The sequence below is a fragment of the Bradyrhizobium campsiandrae genome (genome assembly GCF_014529705.1).
Taxonomy (GTDB): domain Bacteria; phylum Pseudomonadota; class Alphaproteobacteria; order Rhizobiales; family Xanthobacteraceae; genus Bradyrhizobium; species Bradyrhizobium campsiandrae.
In genome coordinates, this window is sequence record NZ_JAANIH010000045.1 from 1 (window position 1) to 15,166 (window position 15,166).

The 15,166-nt window shown below is 64.2% G+C and carries 15 protein-coding genes; 7 read left to right on the forward strand and 8 right to left on the reverse strand.

All coding sequences use genetic code 11. The features are described 5' to 3' along the window. The 7 genes from G8O24_RS28240 to G8O24_RS28270 all read right to left on the reverse strand — a co-directional run. The coding region (locus G8O24_RS28240) for an RNA polymerase sigma factor (protein ID WP_283815590.1) at positions 1 to 235 on the reverse strand (235 nt) is incomplete at its 3' end. A gap of 930 nt (positions 236 to 1,165) precedes the next feature. Next, a complete protein-coding gene (locus G8O24_RS28245) occupies positions 1,166 to 1,918 on the reverse strand; it encodes a cytochrome c3 family protein (protein ID WP_368736619.1) in 753 nt (250 codons plus the stop codon). Positions 1,919 to 1,941: 23 nt separating this feature from the next. Then, complete coding sequence (locus tag G8O24_RS28250) at positions 1,942 to 2,649, reverse strand: iron reductase (protein ID WP_188105075.1); 708 nt, start codon at positions 2,647 to 2,649, stop codon at positions 1,942 to 1,944. 1 nt (position 2,650) lies between these two features. Continuing rightward, a complete protein-coding gene (locus G8O24_RS28255) occupies positions 2,651 to 4,594 on the reverse strand; it encodes a 2Fe-2S iron-sulfur cluster-binding protein (protein ID WP_188105077.1) in 1,944 nt (647 codons plus the stop codon). A 22-nt stretch (positions 4,595 to 4,616) separates the two neighbouring features. Beyond that, a complete protein-coding gene (locus tag G8O24_RS28260; RefSeq protein ID WP_188105086.1) occupies positions 4,617 to 5,312 on the reverse strand; it encodes a Spy/CpxP family protein refolding chaperone in 696 nt (231 codons plus the stop codon). A 122-nt stretch (positions 5,313 to 5,434) separates the two neighbouring features. Continuing rightward, positions 5,435 to 5,575 carry a hypothetical protein gene (locus tag G8O24_RS28265; RefSeq protein ID WP_244646029.1) on the reverse strand — a complete coding sequence of 47 codons (141 nt, stop codon included), beginning with the start codon at positions 5,573 to 5,575 and terminating at the stop codon, positions 5,435 to 5,437. Then, positions 5,572 to 6,801, reverse strand: a complete 1,230-nt coding sequence (locus G8O24_RS28270; RefSeq protein WP_244646030.1) for an OpgC domain-containing protein — start codon at positions 6,799 to 6,801, stop codon at positions 5,572 to 5,574. Before G8O24_RS28270 ends, G8O24_RS28265 begins: the two co-directional genes overlap by 4 nt. Positions 6,802 to 7,293: 492 nt before the next feature. Here G8O24_RS28270 and G8O24_RS28275 point away from each other — a divergent pair, with 492 nt between their 5' ends. Further along, positions 7,294 to 7,554, forward strand: coding sequence for a hypothetical protein (locus tag G8O24_RS28275; RefSeq protein WP_188105089.1), 261 nt, complete (start codon positions 7,294 to 7,296; stop codon positions 7,552 to 7,554). Positions 7,555 to 7,697: 143 nt separating this feature from the next. On the opposite strand, the gene G8O24_RS28280 is transcribed toward G8O24_RS28275, so the two are convergent. Continuing rightward, complete coding sequence (locus G8O24_RS28280; RefSeq protein ID WP_188105091.1) at positions 7,698 to 9,035, reverse strand: S41 family peptidase; 1,338 nt, start codon at positions 9,033 to 9,035, stop codon at positions 7,698 to 7,700. A 310-nt stretch (positions 9,036 to 9,345) separates the two neighbouring features. Here G8O24_RS28280 and G8O24_RS28285 point away from each other — a divergent pair, with 310 nt between their 5' ends. From G8O24_RS28285 to lexA, 6 genes are all read left to right on the forward strand, one after another. After that, complete coding sequence (locus G8O24_RS28285) at positions 9,346 to 10,473, forward strand: alpha-hydroxy acid oxidase (RefSeq protein ID WP_188105093.1); 1,128 nt, start codon at positions 9,346 to 9,348, stop codon at positions 10,471 to 10,473. Positions 10,474 to 10,487: 14 nt separating this feature from the next. Further along, a complete protein-coding gene (locus G8O24_RS28290; protein WP_188105095.1) occupies positions 10,488 to 11,114 on the forward strand; it encodes an HAD family hydrolase in 627 nt (208 codons plus the stop codon). Between the two features lie 161 nt (positions 11,115 to 11,275). Continuing rightward, positions 11,276 to 11,488: a hypothetical protein gene (locus tag G8O24_RS28295; protein WP_188105097.1), complete on the forward strand. Its 213-nt coding sequence runs from the start codon at positions 11,276 to 11,278 to the stop codon at positions 11,486 to 11,488. Positions 11,489 to 11,677: 189 nt separating this feature from the next. Further along, a complete protein-coding gene (locus tag G8O24_RS28300; protein WP_188105099.1) occupies positions 11,678 to 12,805 on the forward strand; it encodes a helix-turn-helix transcriptional regulator in 1,128 nt (375 codons plus the stop codon). Between the two features lie 104 nt (positions 12,806 to 12,909). Further along, positions 12,910 to 14,121, forward strand: a complete 1,212-nt coding sequence (locus tag G8O24_RS28305) for a molybdopterin molybdotransferase MoeA (RefSeq protein WP_188105101.1) — start codon at positions 12,910 to 12,912, stop codon at positions 14,119 to 14,121. A gap of 176 nt (positions 14,122 to 14,297) precedes the next feature. Beyond that, positions 14,298 to 14,999: a transcriptional repressor LexA gene (gene lexA, locus G8O24_RS28310; protein ID WP_128951590.1), complete on the forward strand. Its 702-nt coding sequence runs from the start codon at positions 14,298 to 14,300 to the stop codon at positions 14,997 to 14,999. Positions 15,000 to 15,166: the final 167 nt, after the last annotated feature.

The window sequence follows — 15,166 nt, forward strand, 5'->3', positions numbered from 1 at the left end:
CCCTGCTCAGCCAGCCTCGAACCGAGTCCGCATCACGAATGTCGCGAGACCGCTCCAGTGCGCGCAACATGAACGCCTGGAGTACCTCCTCCGCTTCCGCCTTCGCGCCAAAGCGCCGTTGCAGATAGCTGAGGAGGCGATCGTAGCTGCTGACGAGCGCAGCGCGAACGACGGCTTCCTGCGCTTCCGGGAGGCCGGCCGTCGGGACTGGCGGATCCTCGTTCGGCGATTTCATGACGTATCGTCCTTGGCATGACATTCGGCAAATCACTTCGTTGCAACGGGAACGCGCCGGCACGGCTGCCGTCATGAGGAGCGGCAGCCTCCGAACAGCACGCGCGACGCCGTGGCAGCGGCGCTCGTGTGGCGACGTCTTTTTCAGCAAACCGGTGATCGCAGCTTCGGCGTTTCTGCGCATAGCGCGCGAGCGACAGCTGACGCTGATGCTGTCGCACCAGCGCTAGTGAAGTGCTGGCGCGCGTCGTCGCCAACCGCATGGCAAATGCCCTGCAGATGAGCCGATTCCGCGCTCGCAGCTGGAGCGACGCAGTCCGGTTTTTCGGGAGCTATCTCAAGCGATCGGAGGCCGATAGTGGCGACGGAACGTGCTTTCGTCGCCGATCAATTCGGGTTGCGCCTCGCAACGCGAGCGTGGCACGATGAGCTCCGCAATCGCGGGAACTTGCGGCCACACGGCGCTGAAGCAGAGCACCGAGCCACAACAGATCGCATGCCGGTCGGCAAGCCGGTCAGGGTCGTCATCGCAATCTCCAGCCATCGCAGCGTCATGCGAAGACGCTGCCGATCCTGCAGCGGGATCGTGCTGATGATCATCACCGGGCTGATCGCAAAGCATCGCAGCGTCGAGGGAGATCGAGATCGCGAGAGAGGGCGACATCGACGCGAACAGGTAAGCGATGGCGACTAACCATCCCCACCATCTTCGCCCAGGCTTTCGCAAGCCAATCATCCCTGCACCTGCTGTCCGATCGGGAACATATAGCTCTGGTTGCGGTCCCGGCCAACAGAAAACGGCGCCCCCGCATCGACATTGCAAGAGCAACGACGATCATCTTGCGCCATGCCGGCGCGCCGTGCTCGGCAGGATTTTTTTCGTCGAGGCCCGTAATATATGGCACCCATCTCCGTCGCTCGATCGAGCCCGTCAATGATGCTTCATCCAGCCGACACCCTTGATGTCGTTGAACGAGTCGGTCCTGTGACAAAGCAAGCATTGTTCGACCGATGCGTGCTCCTGCCCCGCTATCGTCCGATCCATCATGATGAAGTGGCCCATGTAGTGGCTGGGCGGGGCCTGATGGCATTGAGCGCAGTCCCGCGACGTCGGTGAGGGATGCAGGAAGCCTGCGACTTTCCACGACGTGAGCCCGTGACAATCGGCGCAGTTTCGTCCGAATAACGCGCGGTGCGGTTCGCGGTTGCTGTGGCAGTTCGCGCAATCGAGCGCCGCCTGCTCCCGCTGCTCCGATTTTGGCAGACCAAGAAACTCCTTCAGGTCAGCTGTCATTTGATCGGCTGCGCTCTGGTCGAACACCATCGTACCGGAAGGAGGCATCGCGAGTTGAAGAAGCGATGCATGGTTCATCCTGATCGGCCGCAGTTCACCCGCGTGCTCACGATGGCAGCCTGAACATTGGCCGCCCGCCGCTGCATGAAACGCCGTCGATGGCTTGCCGAGATCCGCAGCGGCAGTGCCATGGCAGGAGATGCAGGCCGCCGCATCGACACCCCTGGTCGGCGTATGACAGCTCTCGCATGTCTCCGAGAGGAATGCATGCTTTCCGGACAACGGCCCGGGGTTCACGAGCCGCGTCCAGCCCGGAATCGTCCCGGAGCCGCCCTGATACAGAGCGATCGACGCGACGGCCGCACTTGCGACGGCCAGTGTCGCCGCCACGACATAGAGCACGCTCCTGATTGTCACGTGAGCCACCGCAGCCCGTAATAGATCTCGGCCGCCACGTGCACGGCGAGCAGCGCATACATGACGATCGCAGCCAGAACATGCAGCCCGATCCACTGCATGAAGATTTTTTTGACCGCCTCGTTCGATCCGATCGCGACTTCGAGCTCGGAAATGCCATCGACGAGTTGCAGCAGCGGCAACCTCGGCAAGGCCAATCCACGCTGCGCGGCTCCCTCGTGCTCCTCCCGATCGGCCGACGACATGACCGCTGCCGTATGCTCGTAGGCTGATCTCAAGGTCGCCAGCTGCGACTGCTGCTGGCGGAGCCCTGCTGCGGTTTGCGGCAGGTAATAGCGCCCGACAAATCCGGTGACGACAACGATCAGCATGCTGGTGACCAGGGCGATCCCGAGCGGGCTCTGAAATTTGTGCCCGGTATGCAGCAGCGCGAGAAACGCCGCGACAATTCCGGCGTAGGCGTGAAATGCCAGGAGCGCCGGCATCGCCACACGGCGCGTGACCAGGGCTTTCAGGCCCGCGCCGTATTTCCCCATCGGATAGACGAGAAGCAGAACCATCAGCACCGCCGCACCGGTCCCGAGGGCGAAGCCGGCCAGGCTGCCTGCGAACTGGCTGTCGGAATGCAGCAGGAAAGCGGGCACCAGCAGCAACAGGGCCGCCAGAACCATGTCGGCGATCAGGCGTTCTCTTGCGTCCATCATGTCAGGCCTCGACGACGAGATCTCCGACCGATCTCGCCTGGCAGGCCAGAATGAGGCCGTTCGCCTTGTCGTCGTCTGTCAGGGCGTCCTGGACCTCCATCGTGACGTTGCCTTGCAGAAGATGCGTCTTGCAGACGCCGCAGACGCCGACCCGACAGGAATAGTCGATCGACACGCCGGCATCCTCGGCGACCTCCAGGACGCTCTTGTCCGGAGGCAGCGCCGCCACCTTGCCCGATTTCGCAAAGCGGATCGTGGCCGTTGCCGGACCCACCGCCGGGGTCGCGCGAGCGCCCGCTTCGCTTCGCCGCGTTGGCGCTGCTGCAGCGTCCTTCCCCGGAGGCGGAACGGCGCCGCGTGCCGGCCCGAAAGCCTCCGTCTTGATCTGCTCGTCCGGCACGCCGAGACCGGCCAGCGTCTTCCGGAGCGCCGCCATCATTCCGGGCGGACCGCACAGATGGATGCGTCGTTTCGCAAGATCCGGCACGGCCTCGGTGAGGAACTCGGCCGTGATCTGACCTTCGCGTCCCATCCAGGATGTGCCCGCGGCCCGCATCATCGTGGCCGCGACGTGCAAATTGTTCATCCGGCGCTGGAGATATTCCAGCTCGTCCCGGAAGATGAATTGCTCGGTCGTCTGCGCGCCATAGACGAGGTAGATCTGGCCGGGCCAGGCGATGTCCGAGAGATACCGGATCGCCGCCATCAGGGGCGTGCTGCCGACCCCACCACCGATCAGGACGACGCTGTCAGCCTCCGCGCCGGTGAACGTAAAGGCGCCGGAAGGGCCCGCGACCTCGACGAGGTCTCCTTCCTTCAGGTGGCCATGCATGTAATCGGACAGAAGCCCGCCATCCTCGCGCTTGATCGTGGTCTCGACATAGGCGGTCTGGGCGGCCGACGATGCGATCGTGTAGGAACGCCTGACGATCTTCCCGTCGATCTCGATGGCATAGGTCAGGAACTGTCCCGGCAGGAACGCGAACGGAATTGCGCCGCCGCCGGGCGCCTGCAACCGGAAGGTCTTCACGTTTGGCGTTTCCGGATAGATTGCGCAGATCCTCAGCTTGCCTTTCCAAGAGCGCCCCGCCACGACCCGCGCGGTATCAGGACCTGCAGGTTGTGCGGGTGTGATCGCGGCCTTCTCCTCCGGCGAGCGAACGGCCGTCCCGGATGGAACGGGCGCGACGGCGACCGGAGCTGCCGCCACACGCGTCAGCCGGTCGACCAGCGCATTCGCCCGGCGCATGCGCGCGACGTAGATGGCAAGCAGCGCGAGCGAGAACAGCACCAGCAACGCCATTGTCGAGACGTGAAACCAGGAGATTTCCTGCCCGCCGTCATCCGCATTGATCGCGCTTCGCTGAGGCAGGAGGTTCATCTGCGACTTCAACCAGGCTTGCGCGATCTGCTGCGGTGGCTCGCCCGCATGCAGCGAATGCAACGCGACCACGCCGCTTTGGACCTGGTTCAGGGACTCGCGAAGCCGCCGCGAGGCCTGACCCGCCGCGACGATATCGTCAACCGCGAGGGCGTGCCGCAGATCCATTTCGGCACTCGCCAGGCGATCGGCCTCTGCAGAGATCCGCTCGCGCGCCTGGGCCTCGAGCTTGCTCCGCTGCTCGGCCGACAGCGTCGGCATGTCCATCAATGCCGGATAGAACTCCTTGCGGGGCCGGCCCATCATGCCGTCCATTCCGCTCATCATTCCGGGCGCGGGGCGGCCGGACGCCATGCCCGCCGCATCGCCGCTGGAAGCGGCCGCTGCAGGATGATGCGCAGCATGCTCATCCTCGGCCTGCGCCAGCTCCCAACGTTGAGCGAACGGCCCTGTCCGATGCACGCTGCCGGGACCCGAGGCGGGCGCGGCACTGGCCGCGAGCTGGCCCGTCAGGATGACGAGCGCAGCCAGGCCGGACCGATGTCGACAGGGCAGACCTATCATGATCTTGCTCTCGTCCCGGCGATCAGAACGAGGCAATCAGAGGCAGCAGGATCATGTCTGCAGTCTGCTTCTGGCTCTCGTTCAGCGACGCGTAGAGCCGCGTGAAGGCTCGGCGAGCTGATTTGATCGCCTCCAGACGCTCGGACAGGTGTCGCTCGTAGTGCTCCAGACGGTCGGCGCTCGCCAGCCTGTCATCCGTAGCGAGCATCTTGCGCGCTTCCAACAGGTGCTGCCGGCTCGAACGCAGAGCGTCTGCCACACTGTTCCAGTCGGCGGCCTGCTTGTCGCTGATCTGCAGCTCGGCCTTCAGAAAGGCGATCCGCCCCTCGATGCGCTCGGTCACGTCCGCCGGGCCGCTCGTCGCGTCGCTGTTGCCGGACGAGCCCATCTGGCCGCGCATCATCTTCTGCATCATTTGCATCATCTGCATCATGCCGGCATTGTCCTGACTGCCGGTGTCCTGGCGGTCTCGCATCTGGCCCTGCTGCGGCATCTTCATCTTGTCATCGTCCATCCGGCCGCCGCCCATGTTCTGCGGCTGGCCCATGTTCGTCTTGTCACTGGACTCCGGCGGGGTCGGCATCTTCGACATCTTGTCGTCGTCCATCATCGCGGTCCGGGTGAGACCGGCGGCGATTGCGGACGACAGCCCGACGGGCCCCAGCGCGAGGACGGAAAGTGCGGCTGCGCTCACGAGGAATTTTCTCGAACGGTTCATGGTCATTCTCCAGGGTTTGATTGGGATGGATGTCTGCTCATCGAGATTGGCGATGAGAAACGACGTCGGGCGGGTCAGGCCATATAGACGCGAAACGCCGGCAACTCTTACGCATGGACGTGTCAAAGGCTGCTGCGCTCTGCATCGCCCGCCTCCATGTCATGCCTTCGCCACGGCCACCGCCCCTCGATTTCGATCTGCAGCGTGAAGCTCAGGAAGCTGCGGATCACGTCCCCGGTGAAGATCAACTCGGACGTTATCATTCGGCCGCCTCTCCGCTCCGCTCGGACGATCGGTTTCTGTCCACGCCCTTCGACCAGGTCCGGTAATAGGCGACGCCCGTCATGATCCAGAGGCCTGCGGCTCCGACCAGGAGCTGGGCCGGGATGGCCTCCGATCCGAAATCGAGCAGGAAATGCGCGATGAACGACAGAAAGAGACCGACGCAGAACACCGGCAGGGATTGCTGGCCGCACCGGATCAACGGCTGCAGCAAAGGCGATTTCAGTCCCGGCCAGTCGATCGGAATCAGCCAGACGACGATGAGCACCAGGCTCGCCAGATGGATGACCCGATAGGGGCCGAGATTGGTCTTGTCATTCGGCATGAAGACGCCGGCGAGCGCTTCGGGAACGTAGTCCCCGAGCCCGGGAATTCGCTCGGCCAGCGTCATCACCAGCGCGAACAGCAGAAAGCCGCCACTGAGGACGAGGAGCGTGCGGGACGACAACAGCCAGCGGCTTGCCGCCGCCCCACCCAATGCGAGCCAGGCTCCGAACACAAAGAGCAGTTGCCAGGCGACCGGATTGAAGTACCAGACTCCGGCCGGATAAGCGGGCAGATTCCAGCCGTAATGGCGGGCGGCCAGGTAGAGACCGACCGAACCGATCATCACCGCGTTGCGCCAGCGCAGCATGAGCCAGAGCACGACGGGAAACGCCGCCATCAGCACGATGTAGAGCGGCAGGACGTCAAGATTGAGCGGCTTGAACTTGAGGATCAGGCCTTGCGAGAGGGTCTCGACGGGAAAGTCCATCAGCGGCGCGACGTTGAACTGATCCATCAGGTGAGGATCGTCAAACTTGTGCGCGAGGTCATGCACGGCGGTGAGATAGACGAAGAACAGCAGCAGGTGGGCGACATAGAGCTGCCATACCCGTCGCAGCAACCGCGTTGCCCCGATGACGAAGCCGCGCTCCATCATTATGGCGCCGAACACGAACGTCGCGGTGTAGCCGGAGATCAACACGAACAGATCGGCGCCGTCGCTGAAGCCGTAATTGCGCGTGGTGAACCAGGTCAGCACCGAATCCGGAATGTGACCAAGGAAGATCAGCCAGTTCGCCAGGCCGCGAAACAGATCCAACCGGACATCGCGTCGAGGCTCGGCCAGCACCGATCTGATCGTGATCGTCTCCCAGAGCCGGCGACGTAAAAGAAACGCAACGTGCAGGGGCCGACCGGATGGCTGGATCGTCTCGTCAATCAACAGCGTGCTTCCCATTCTTGCGCGACGTTGCGGCCCGTCATCGCTGCGCGACGTTGTTGCCGATCGTTCGCGTGGGCACGCTAGGTTGCGTGGTTGATGCTCTTTTGACGGACATCAAACTCGCGCGACGCACGAGCAAAATCTTTTTGTCACCTGGCGCTGTAATGAATTGCAGCGATCCTCGTCCTCGCATCATTTCGATCGAGGCCGTCATCTGGCGATGACGGCGCTCTGCAACGCAACTGGCCATCGAGAGCGTGACGTGCAGCCATCGAATTCGCGCGATCGATGCAAATTTTTTTCTGTAAGAAGATCGATGTCTTCCGTCGTCTGCGGCAACTCGAAGATCCGCGCATCGACGCACGCAGGCGCGCGCGTCGGCACTTGATTTTGCTCAACCTGGGCATTCGCGCTCCAGGTTTGGTTGCCATTCAGTCAAGCCACCGGACTTGATGGACACCAAACCGACAGACTCAAACAGGAGAAACGAAAATGAATCACCGCAAGCTGATCGCCGCCGCCGCGATCATGTCGTTCATCGCGTTGCCCGCCATGGCGCAGACGAGCACGACGAGCAGCGACGAGAAGAACGGCCACCATTATTCGGGTGGGCCCAAGACCGAGGTCCCGCACCACATGGGCAAGAAGGAGAGCGACGGCGGAATGACCAGCGGGTCTGGTGGCAGCCACCATTACGGCGGTGGACCGAAGACGGAAGTCCCACATCACATGGGTCCGAAGAAGGATCAATGACGACCAGACCGAGGTCTCGCAGCTGAGCTCTCGCTCCGATCAGCCCCGTCGCCTGATACGACGGGCCTCCAGAAACGAATTCGCCCGGGAGCGGACATCCGCTCCCGGGCGATCGACGTCTGGAGGTCACAGGACCGATAGATCTAGTTCGGCACAGCCGCCTTCGGCGCCGGCTTTGCGGCGGCTGCATTCACGGTGACGCCGTGCAGGAAATCATAGGCCGCGTGCAGCGCCTTGTCGTCTTTCTCCTCCGGCGGGACGTAGGATTGCGATCCCGTCTGCTCGGTGCCGTCGGCGGCCTGCAGATGTCCGCGCATCTGCGACTCCGCCATGGTGTCGACGCGGCCCTTCAACTCGGCCGGGCCGTCCTGGAGGATCTCGATGTCGGGCGCAATGCCCTGGGCCTGGATCGAACGGCCCGACGGCGTGTAGTAGCGCGCCGTGGTCAGCGCGAGCGCGCCGTTGCCGGTACCGAGCGGAATGATGGTCTGCACCGAGCCCTTGCCGAACGAGCGCGTGCCGATCAGCGTCGCGCGCTTGGGGTCATGCAGCGCGCCGGACCCGATCTCCGAGGCCGAGGCCGAACCGCCGTTGATCAGAACGACCAGCGGCTTGCCCTTGATGAGGTCGCCGCCATGCGCGGTGAAGCGCTGGGTCTCTTCCGGATTGCGGCCGCGAGTCGAGACGACCTCGCCGCGCTGAAGGAACGCGCTCGACACCGACACCGCCTGGTCCAGCAGGCCGCCCGGATTGTTGCGCAGGTCCACGACATAGCCGACGAGCTTCTCCTGCGGAACGTCCTTGGAGATCGAGGCGATCGCCTTCTTCAGGCCATCGGTGGTCTGCTCGTTGAACGAGGTGATGCGGATATAGCCGATATCGCCGTTCTCGACGTGGAAGCGCACCGGACGCACATGGATGATCTCGCGCTTGATCGCGACATCGAGCGGGGCATCGGCGCCCTTGCGCACGATGGTGAGCTTGGTCTGGGTGTCGACCGGGCCCTTCATCTTGTTGACGGCCTGCTCGAGCGTCATGCCCTGCACGCCCTCGCCGTCGATCTTGCTGATGAGGTCGCCGGACATGATGCCGGCCTTGGAGGCCGGCGTGTCGTCGATCGGCGAGACGACCTTGACCAGGCCCTCCTCCATCGTGACCTCGATGCCGAGACCGCCGAATTCGCCGGAGGTCGTCTCCTGCATCTCGGTCCAGGCCTTGTCGTTCATGTAACGGGAATGCGGATCGAGCGAGGTCACCATCCCCGTGATCGCACCTTCGATCAGCTTGGAATTGTCGGGCTTCTCGACATAGCTCGCCTTCACCCGCTCGAACACCTCCCCGAACAGATTGAGCTGGGAATAGGCATCATCCGCGCCCGCCGCCGCCCGTGCCGCCCAGAGTCCGCCCTGCGGACCAGATACGAGAAGGGTCAGGCATGCTCCTGTGAGCGCGCCCAGGGGGAACAGCAGGGTTTTCCGCATGGAATGGGTGGCCTTTTCGCTTAGCGGTTCTTTGGAGGGCTTGGCAGCCGCCATGCAAATGGCGATCCAGCCCGGTTCTCACAACATCATTCCGGTTTCTTCAAGGCTGGCCCGCCATTTCGGCGAGCATACCGCAGAAACCCCTTCGTCTCGACCTAAACATTTGGCAACGTTCGCAAGACCGGCTCCCGCGGATCAGCGAGAATCGGCCTCCCGGCGACGCCTCGCAGCTATGCGATTTTAGGATGGTTTTGGAGGGCCGAACCGGATAGGCGATGGCACAAGGCTTCAAATTCTCGGGAGGACCACAATGAACGAAGCACTCCGGCCGGAACGGAACGTCGAGCTTGGCGCCAGCAACGAGCCGTTCCAGAACCTGCACGAATTCGTCCGGAAGGCCCGTTCCAACCTCAACCAGAACGCCTGGGACTACATCGTGGGCGCCGCCGAGACCGAGACCACCATGCGCCGCAACCGCATGGCGCTGGACGAAATCGCTTTCCGCCCGCGTGTGCTGCGCGACGTGCGCAAGGTCGACGGCTCCGTCACGCAGTTCGGCCGCAAGATGCGCCTGCCGGTGGTGCTCGCCCCGGTCGGCGCGCTCGAAATCTTCGATCCCCTTGGCGCCGCCAGCGTGGCGCGTGCCGCCGGCACCTTCGGCGCCTCGCACATGCTGAGCTCGGTCTCCGAGCCCGGCCTTGAAAAGACGGCCGAGGCTGCTCCCGATGCGCTGCGCATGTACCAGCTCTATGTCCGCGGCGATGATGCGTTCGTTGCCGACGTCGTCAGCCGCGCTGAGAAGGCCAACTATGCCGCCTTCTGCCTGACCGTCGACACCGCCCATTACAGCCGTCGCGAGCGTGACATCGCCAAGCGTTACGTCCGCGAAAGCCGCCTGCGCGCCACCGGGGGCGATTTCCAGAAGGGCTTGGAGTGGCGGACCGTGAAGATGATCAAGGACAAGTTCAGGATACCGCTGATCCTCAAGGGCATCGCGACGGCCGAGGATGCGCAGATCGCGATCGATCACGGCGTCGAGTGGATCTACGTCTCCAACCATGGCGGCCGCCAGCTCGACCACGGCCGCGGCGCCATGCACGTGCTGCCCGAGATCGTCGAGGCTGTGAAGGGCCGCGCCAAGATCCTGGTCGATGGCGGCTTTTGCCGCGGCACCGACATCGTCAAGGCGGTCGCGGCGGGCGCCGATCTGGTCGGCATCGGCCGCCTGCAATGCTGGGCGCTCGCTGCGGCCGGCGAGACCGGCGTGGCACGGATGCTGGAACTGCTCGAGGACGAGGTGCTGCGCTGCCTCGGCCTGCTGGGCGCCACCTCGTTCGCCGAGGTCAACAAATCATGCCTGCATCCGGCCACCGCAACCAATGCGCCGAGCGTATTCAGTGCGTTCCCGCTGTTCGACCACGAGCCTTATCGGTACTGACGCGAAAGGACGCCATGACATCGCTCTCTCCCGGCAGCGCGGACGCGCTGCTGTTCGATCTTGGGCGCGTCGTGCTCGACATCGATTTCTCCAAGGCGATCGCCTGCTGGGCGGGACATGCCGGCTGCACGCCTGAGACCATCGTTGCACGCTATGTCCGCGACAGCGAGGCCTACCGGCTGCACGAGGTCGGCAAGATCAGCGACGAGGACTATTTCGCCTCGCTGCGCACTTCGCTCGGCATCGGGATTTCCGATGCGCAGTTCCTCGAGGGCTGGAACGCAATCTTCGCCGGCGAGATGCCCGACATCGCGCAGCTGCTGCCGCGCGCGGCCAAGCGGATGCCGCTCTACGCGTTCTCAAATACCAACCGCCCGCATGTAGACCACTTTTCGAAGGAATATGCCGATCTGCTCGGCCATTTCCGCGAGATGTATCTGTCCTCCAGCATCGGCCTGCGCAAACCGGATGCGGAAGCCTTCGACCATGTCGTTGCCGCGATGGGCGTGCCGGCCGGCCGCATCGTGTTCTTCGATGATCTCGCCGAGAACGTCGATGGCGCGCGTGCCCGCGGGCTCACCGCAGTGCATGTGACCTCGCCGGCCGACGTCGGGAACGCGCTGAGGGCGCTCGGAATCTGAGTGGACCGCTGTGGGTAGCCGAACCGGCCGCGTGGCCGATGGTTTTCCGTCGGGACCCAGGAACCAAAACCTTGTGTGTACTTTTATACGAAGTTCCGGGAACGAATGCTCTCTTCCGGACTCTTGAGTCCGTTGGGGGATTTTACATCGGACGTGTCGACGTGTTGGGCAAAACCTACCTCACCAAGCAGGCCTCCCTGCTGATGAAATTCGCCAGATCCACCTCGGATTCTGAACTCTCCGCAAAGCTGATCAGCAAAGCCGCCGATCTGAAGGCGCAGGCCGAGCCGCTGCCCGACAAGGACCAGGGACCACGGGCGCCCGACGTCGCGGCAGATGGCAAGTCGAGGGGCAGTTCCATAACGCGGTCTTAATACCCACCGTAGGCCTCGCAAAGCCGGGCCCCGCGAGCATTTTGGCGGTTTCTGAATACCGCACTATCCCGACCGCCAGTGCCCGCGACCTGCAGCATCGCGGCGGCAGGATGCGAACTGCCGCTTTTCCGTCCTTGTTCGCCTGCCGAAACTGCGTTCAGATGCCGCATTGCAACTGCGGGGGTTGGAATGCGGACCGGCGGGCTTTCGGACGACGCCGTATTGGACCTCGTGGGAGCCATCTACGACGCAGCGCTTGAACAGGGACGCTGGTCGAGCGTGCTGGAGCGCGTCGATGACGCCATCGGTGGCCGTGTGCTGTTTGGCGTCTACGATCCGGCCAACGGCCTATCTAGTCTGCTCTCCCCGCGCATCGACCCGGCCCGTGTGCAGGACCTGCTCGGCTGGGCGCCGCGCAATCCGCTGTTGCCGCTCGGCATCGGCAGGACGCCCGGCGAGGTCTTCACCATCGGCGACTTCATCAGCCGCGAGCAGTTCACCAGCAGCGATTTCTACAATGAATGGTGGCAGCCGGCCGGATTCGACACCGAGCCGCTGACGACCAATCTGCTGGTCGATCACAATGCCACCGGCATCTTGACCAGCCACCGGCCCTCGCATTTGTCACCCTTTGACGACAGGCAGCGGCGACTGTTTGCGACGCTAGCGCAGCATCTCGTCCGCGCGGTTGCGATCCAGCGGCGCACCCACCAGCTCGACATCACCGGCCGCGCCGCCCTGGCGGGCCTGGACGGGCTCGATCAAGGCTTTGTTCTCGTCGACGCACTGGCGCGTCCGGTCTTCACCAATCGCCGCGCCCGCGAGCTTATCGAGATTGGCGAGAGCATCGTTGTCGAAGACGGCGCGCTGAGCGCCGTCGGCGCGGAGGATGGCCGCTGTCTGCAAGCACTGATCGGGTCCTGCAGTCTCAACAATCCGGACCGCATCGGCGGCGAGATGAGCTTGCAACGGCCGTCGGGCCGCTTGCCGCTGCACGTGCAGGTAACACCGGTCGGCAGCGAATGGTCGGAGAATGCAGTGCCGCTCGCCTCCGGCTGGCGATCGAGCGCGATGGTGCTGATCACCGACCCCGAGCCCGCCGCCAGGGCCGAGCTTGACGCCTTGCGCGAACGTTACGGCCTCACCCGCGCCGAAGCCGCGTTTGCGCTGGAGATCGTCAAGGGCGGTGGCCGCAAAGCCACCGCCGAGCGCCTCGGCATCGCCGACGGAACCGCACGCAGCCATCTGTCGAAGATTTTCGACAAGACCGGCGTCAGCCGGCAGGCCGAGCTGGTGCGGCTGTTGCTGCAGAAATAGCGCGGCTGCTGCGACGACTGATCCATTTTGCCTCAGCACGCGCTCTCGGCTAGAACGCTTGCCGCAACCCGATCATGGCGTTGCCCAAGCCGGAGCTTTTACCTGTGGCCCTGATGCCGGTTTCCGATGCGCTTGCTGCCGTGCTCGCGGATGCGGAGCCGTTGGCTGAGGAAACAATCGCCCTCGATCAGGCCTTTCATCGCGTGCTCGCGCGCGACGTCGCGGCGCGGCGGACGCAGCCGCCGCAAGCGATGTCGGCGATGGATGGGTATGCCGTGCGCGCCGTGGATGCGGCGAAGCTCGATGCGCAGCTCACCGTGATCGGCGAAGTCGCAGCCGGGCGGCCCTTTGCAGGAACCGTCGGCGCTGGCGAAGCGGTGCGGATCTTCACCGGCGGCGTCGTTCCTGATGGCGCGGATGCGGTCGTGATCCAGGAGGACACCCTCGCCGATGGCGCGCGCATCACGATCAAGGAAGCCGCCATCACCGGCAGGCACATCCGCCCTGCCGGCATCGACTTCCGCGAGGGTGACGTGCTCCTGCGCAAGGGCGCGCGACTGACCGAGCGCGACCTCGCCCTCGCCGCCGGCATGAACCACCCGCAGCTTGCCGTTCACCGCCGTCCGAAGGTCGCAATTCTTGCCACCGGCGACGAGCTGGTGAGGCCGGGCACCTCGCCCGGCCCTGGCCAGATCGTCTATTCCAACGGCTACGCCCTGCATGCGCTCGCCCGCAGCGAGGGGGCCGACACCATCGACCTCGGCATTGCCGCCGACACGCTGGCGGCCACCACCGCCGGTATCCACCGCGCACGCGAATCCGGCGCCGACATCCTGGTCACGACCGGCGGGGCCTCGGTCGGCGATCACGATCTGGTGCAGCGGGCGCTGAGGGACGAAGGTACCGCGATGGCCTTCTGGAAGATCGCGATGCGGCCGGGCAAGCCGATGATGAACGGGCAGCTCGGGGCGATGCGCGTGATCGGCCTGCCCGGCAATCCCGTATCATCCTATGTCTGCGGCTTCCTGTTCATGGTGCCGTTGATTCGCGCCCTCGCGGGCCGCCGGGCGATTCACCATCGCCGCGAACGCGCCGTGCTCGGCTGCGATATCGGGACCAATGACCAGCGCGAGGACTATCTGCGCGCGCGTCTCGATGTGCGTGACGACGGCACGCTCGTCGCCATTCCCGTCAACCACCAGGATTCCTCGCTGCTTGCGAATCTCGCTGCGGCACAGGCACTTCTCGTGCGCCCGCCGTTCGCGCCCAAGGCTGAGGCGGGCGCGCCTTGCGAGGTGTTGCGACTGCCCGCGTGATCGGTTCGTTCGCGTGCGTTCCGCGAACTTTGTCGCGTTCACGGTAAATTAAGCAGTTGCGGAACATGTATCGAACATATAGTGTCCGTTCATGATTTGTTTCGAGCATGCAGCGGCTTGTCGCTGAATCCATCGTCTCGGAATCGAACGACATCGTCAGGGGGATCTTGGTCGAGATGTTAACGCGCAAACAATACGAGCTCCTGCGGTTCATCAGCGAGCGGCTGAAGGAAAGCGGCGTGCCGCCCTCCTTCGACGAGATGAAGGACGCGCTCGATCTGCGCTCGAAGTCAGGCATCCATCGCCTGATCACGGCGCTCGAGGAGCGTGGCTTCATCCGCCGCCTGCCGAACCGCGCCCGCGCCATCGAAGTGATCAAGCTGCCCGAGCTGCAAGCCGCCGCCGGCAGCCGCCGCGGCTTCACGCCGAGCGTCATCGAGGGCAATCTCGGCAAGGTACGCACGACGTCGAGCCCGCCCGCCGACGAAGGCGAGCGTCCCGTCGCGGTGCCGGTCATGGGCCGGATCGCGGCCGGCACGCCGATCGAGGCCTTGCAGACGCGCAGCCACACCATCAGCGTCCCGCCCGACATGCTTGGCGCAGGTGAGCACTACGCGCTCGAAGTGCGCGGCGATTCCATGGTCGACGCCGGCATTCTCGACGGTGACATGGCGCTGATCCAGCGCAACGAGAGCTGCGACACCGGCGATATCGTGGTCGCCCTGATCGACGACGAGGAAGCGACGCTGAAGCGCTTCCGCCGCCGCGGCGCCTCGATCGCGCTGGAGCCGGCGAATGCCGCCTATGAGGTTCGCATTCTCCCGCCCAACCGGGTCAAGATCCAGGGCAAGCTGATCGGACTGTACCGGAAGTACTGAGTGCGATCGGTGATCGCCATCGCCTGATGGAGCGGACGATTGTCCGCTCCGGCTGGATAGTCTTTCTGGTTTTGCACAGATTATCCGGCCCCTTCTCCAGCGCTACATCCTCGGCACGCCGCAACGAAGCCGTCATCGCTTCGCAAGGCCATCCGAAGACCGAGGAG

What these genes read in the sequence shown, in the direction of transcription:
- G8O24_RS28250 (WP_188105075.1), bottom strand. Translation starts at nt 2,649, where the DNA reads ATGATGGACGCAAGAGAACGCCTGATCGCCGACATGGTTCTGGCGGCC.
- G8O24_RS28255 (WP_188105077.1), bottom strand. Translation starts at nt 4,594, where the DNA reads ATGATAGGTCTGCCCTGTCGACATCGGTCCGGCCTGGCTGCGCTCGTC.
- G8O24_RS28260 (WP_188105086.1), bottom strand. Translation starts at nt 5,312, where the DNA reads ATGAACCGTTCGAGAAAATTCCTCGTGAGCGCAGCCGCACTTTCCGTC.
- G8O24_RS28265 (WP_244646029.1), bottom strand. Translation starts at nt 5,575, where the DNA reads ATGATAACGTCCGAGTTGATCTTCACCGGGGACGTGATCCGCAGCTTC.
- G8O24_RS28275 (WP_188105089.1), top strand. Translation starts at nt 7,294, where the DNA reads ATGAATCACCGCAAGCTGATCGCCGCCGCCGCGATCATGTCGTTCATC.
- G8O24_RS28280 (WP_188105091.1), bottom strand. Translation starts at nt 9,035, where the DNA reads ATGCGGAAAACCCTGCTGTTCCCCCTGGGCGCGCTCACAGGAGCATGC.
- G8O24_RS28285 (WP_188105093.1), top strand. Translation starts at nt 9,346, where the DNA reads ATGAACGAAGCACTCCGGCCGGAACGGAACGTCGAGCTTGGCGCCAGC.
- G8O24_RS28290 (WP_188105095.1), top strand. Translation starts at nt 10,488, where the DNA reads ATGACATCGCTCTCTCCCGGCAGCGCGGACGCGCTGCTGTTCGATCTT.
- G8O24_RS28300 (WP_188105099.1), top strand. Translation starts at nt 11,678, where the DNA reads ATGCGGACCGGCGGGCTTTCGGACGACGCCGTATTGGACCTCGTGGGA.
- lexA (WP_128951590.1), top strand. Translation starts at nt 14,298, where the DNA reads ATGTTAACGCGCAAACAATACGAGCTCCTGCGGTTCATCAGCGAGCGG.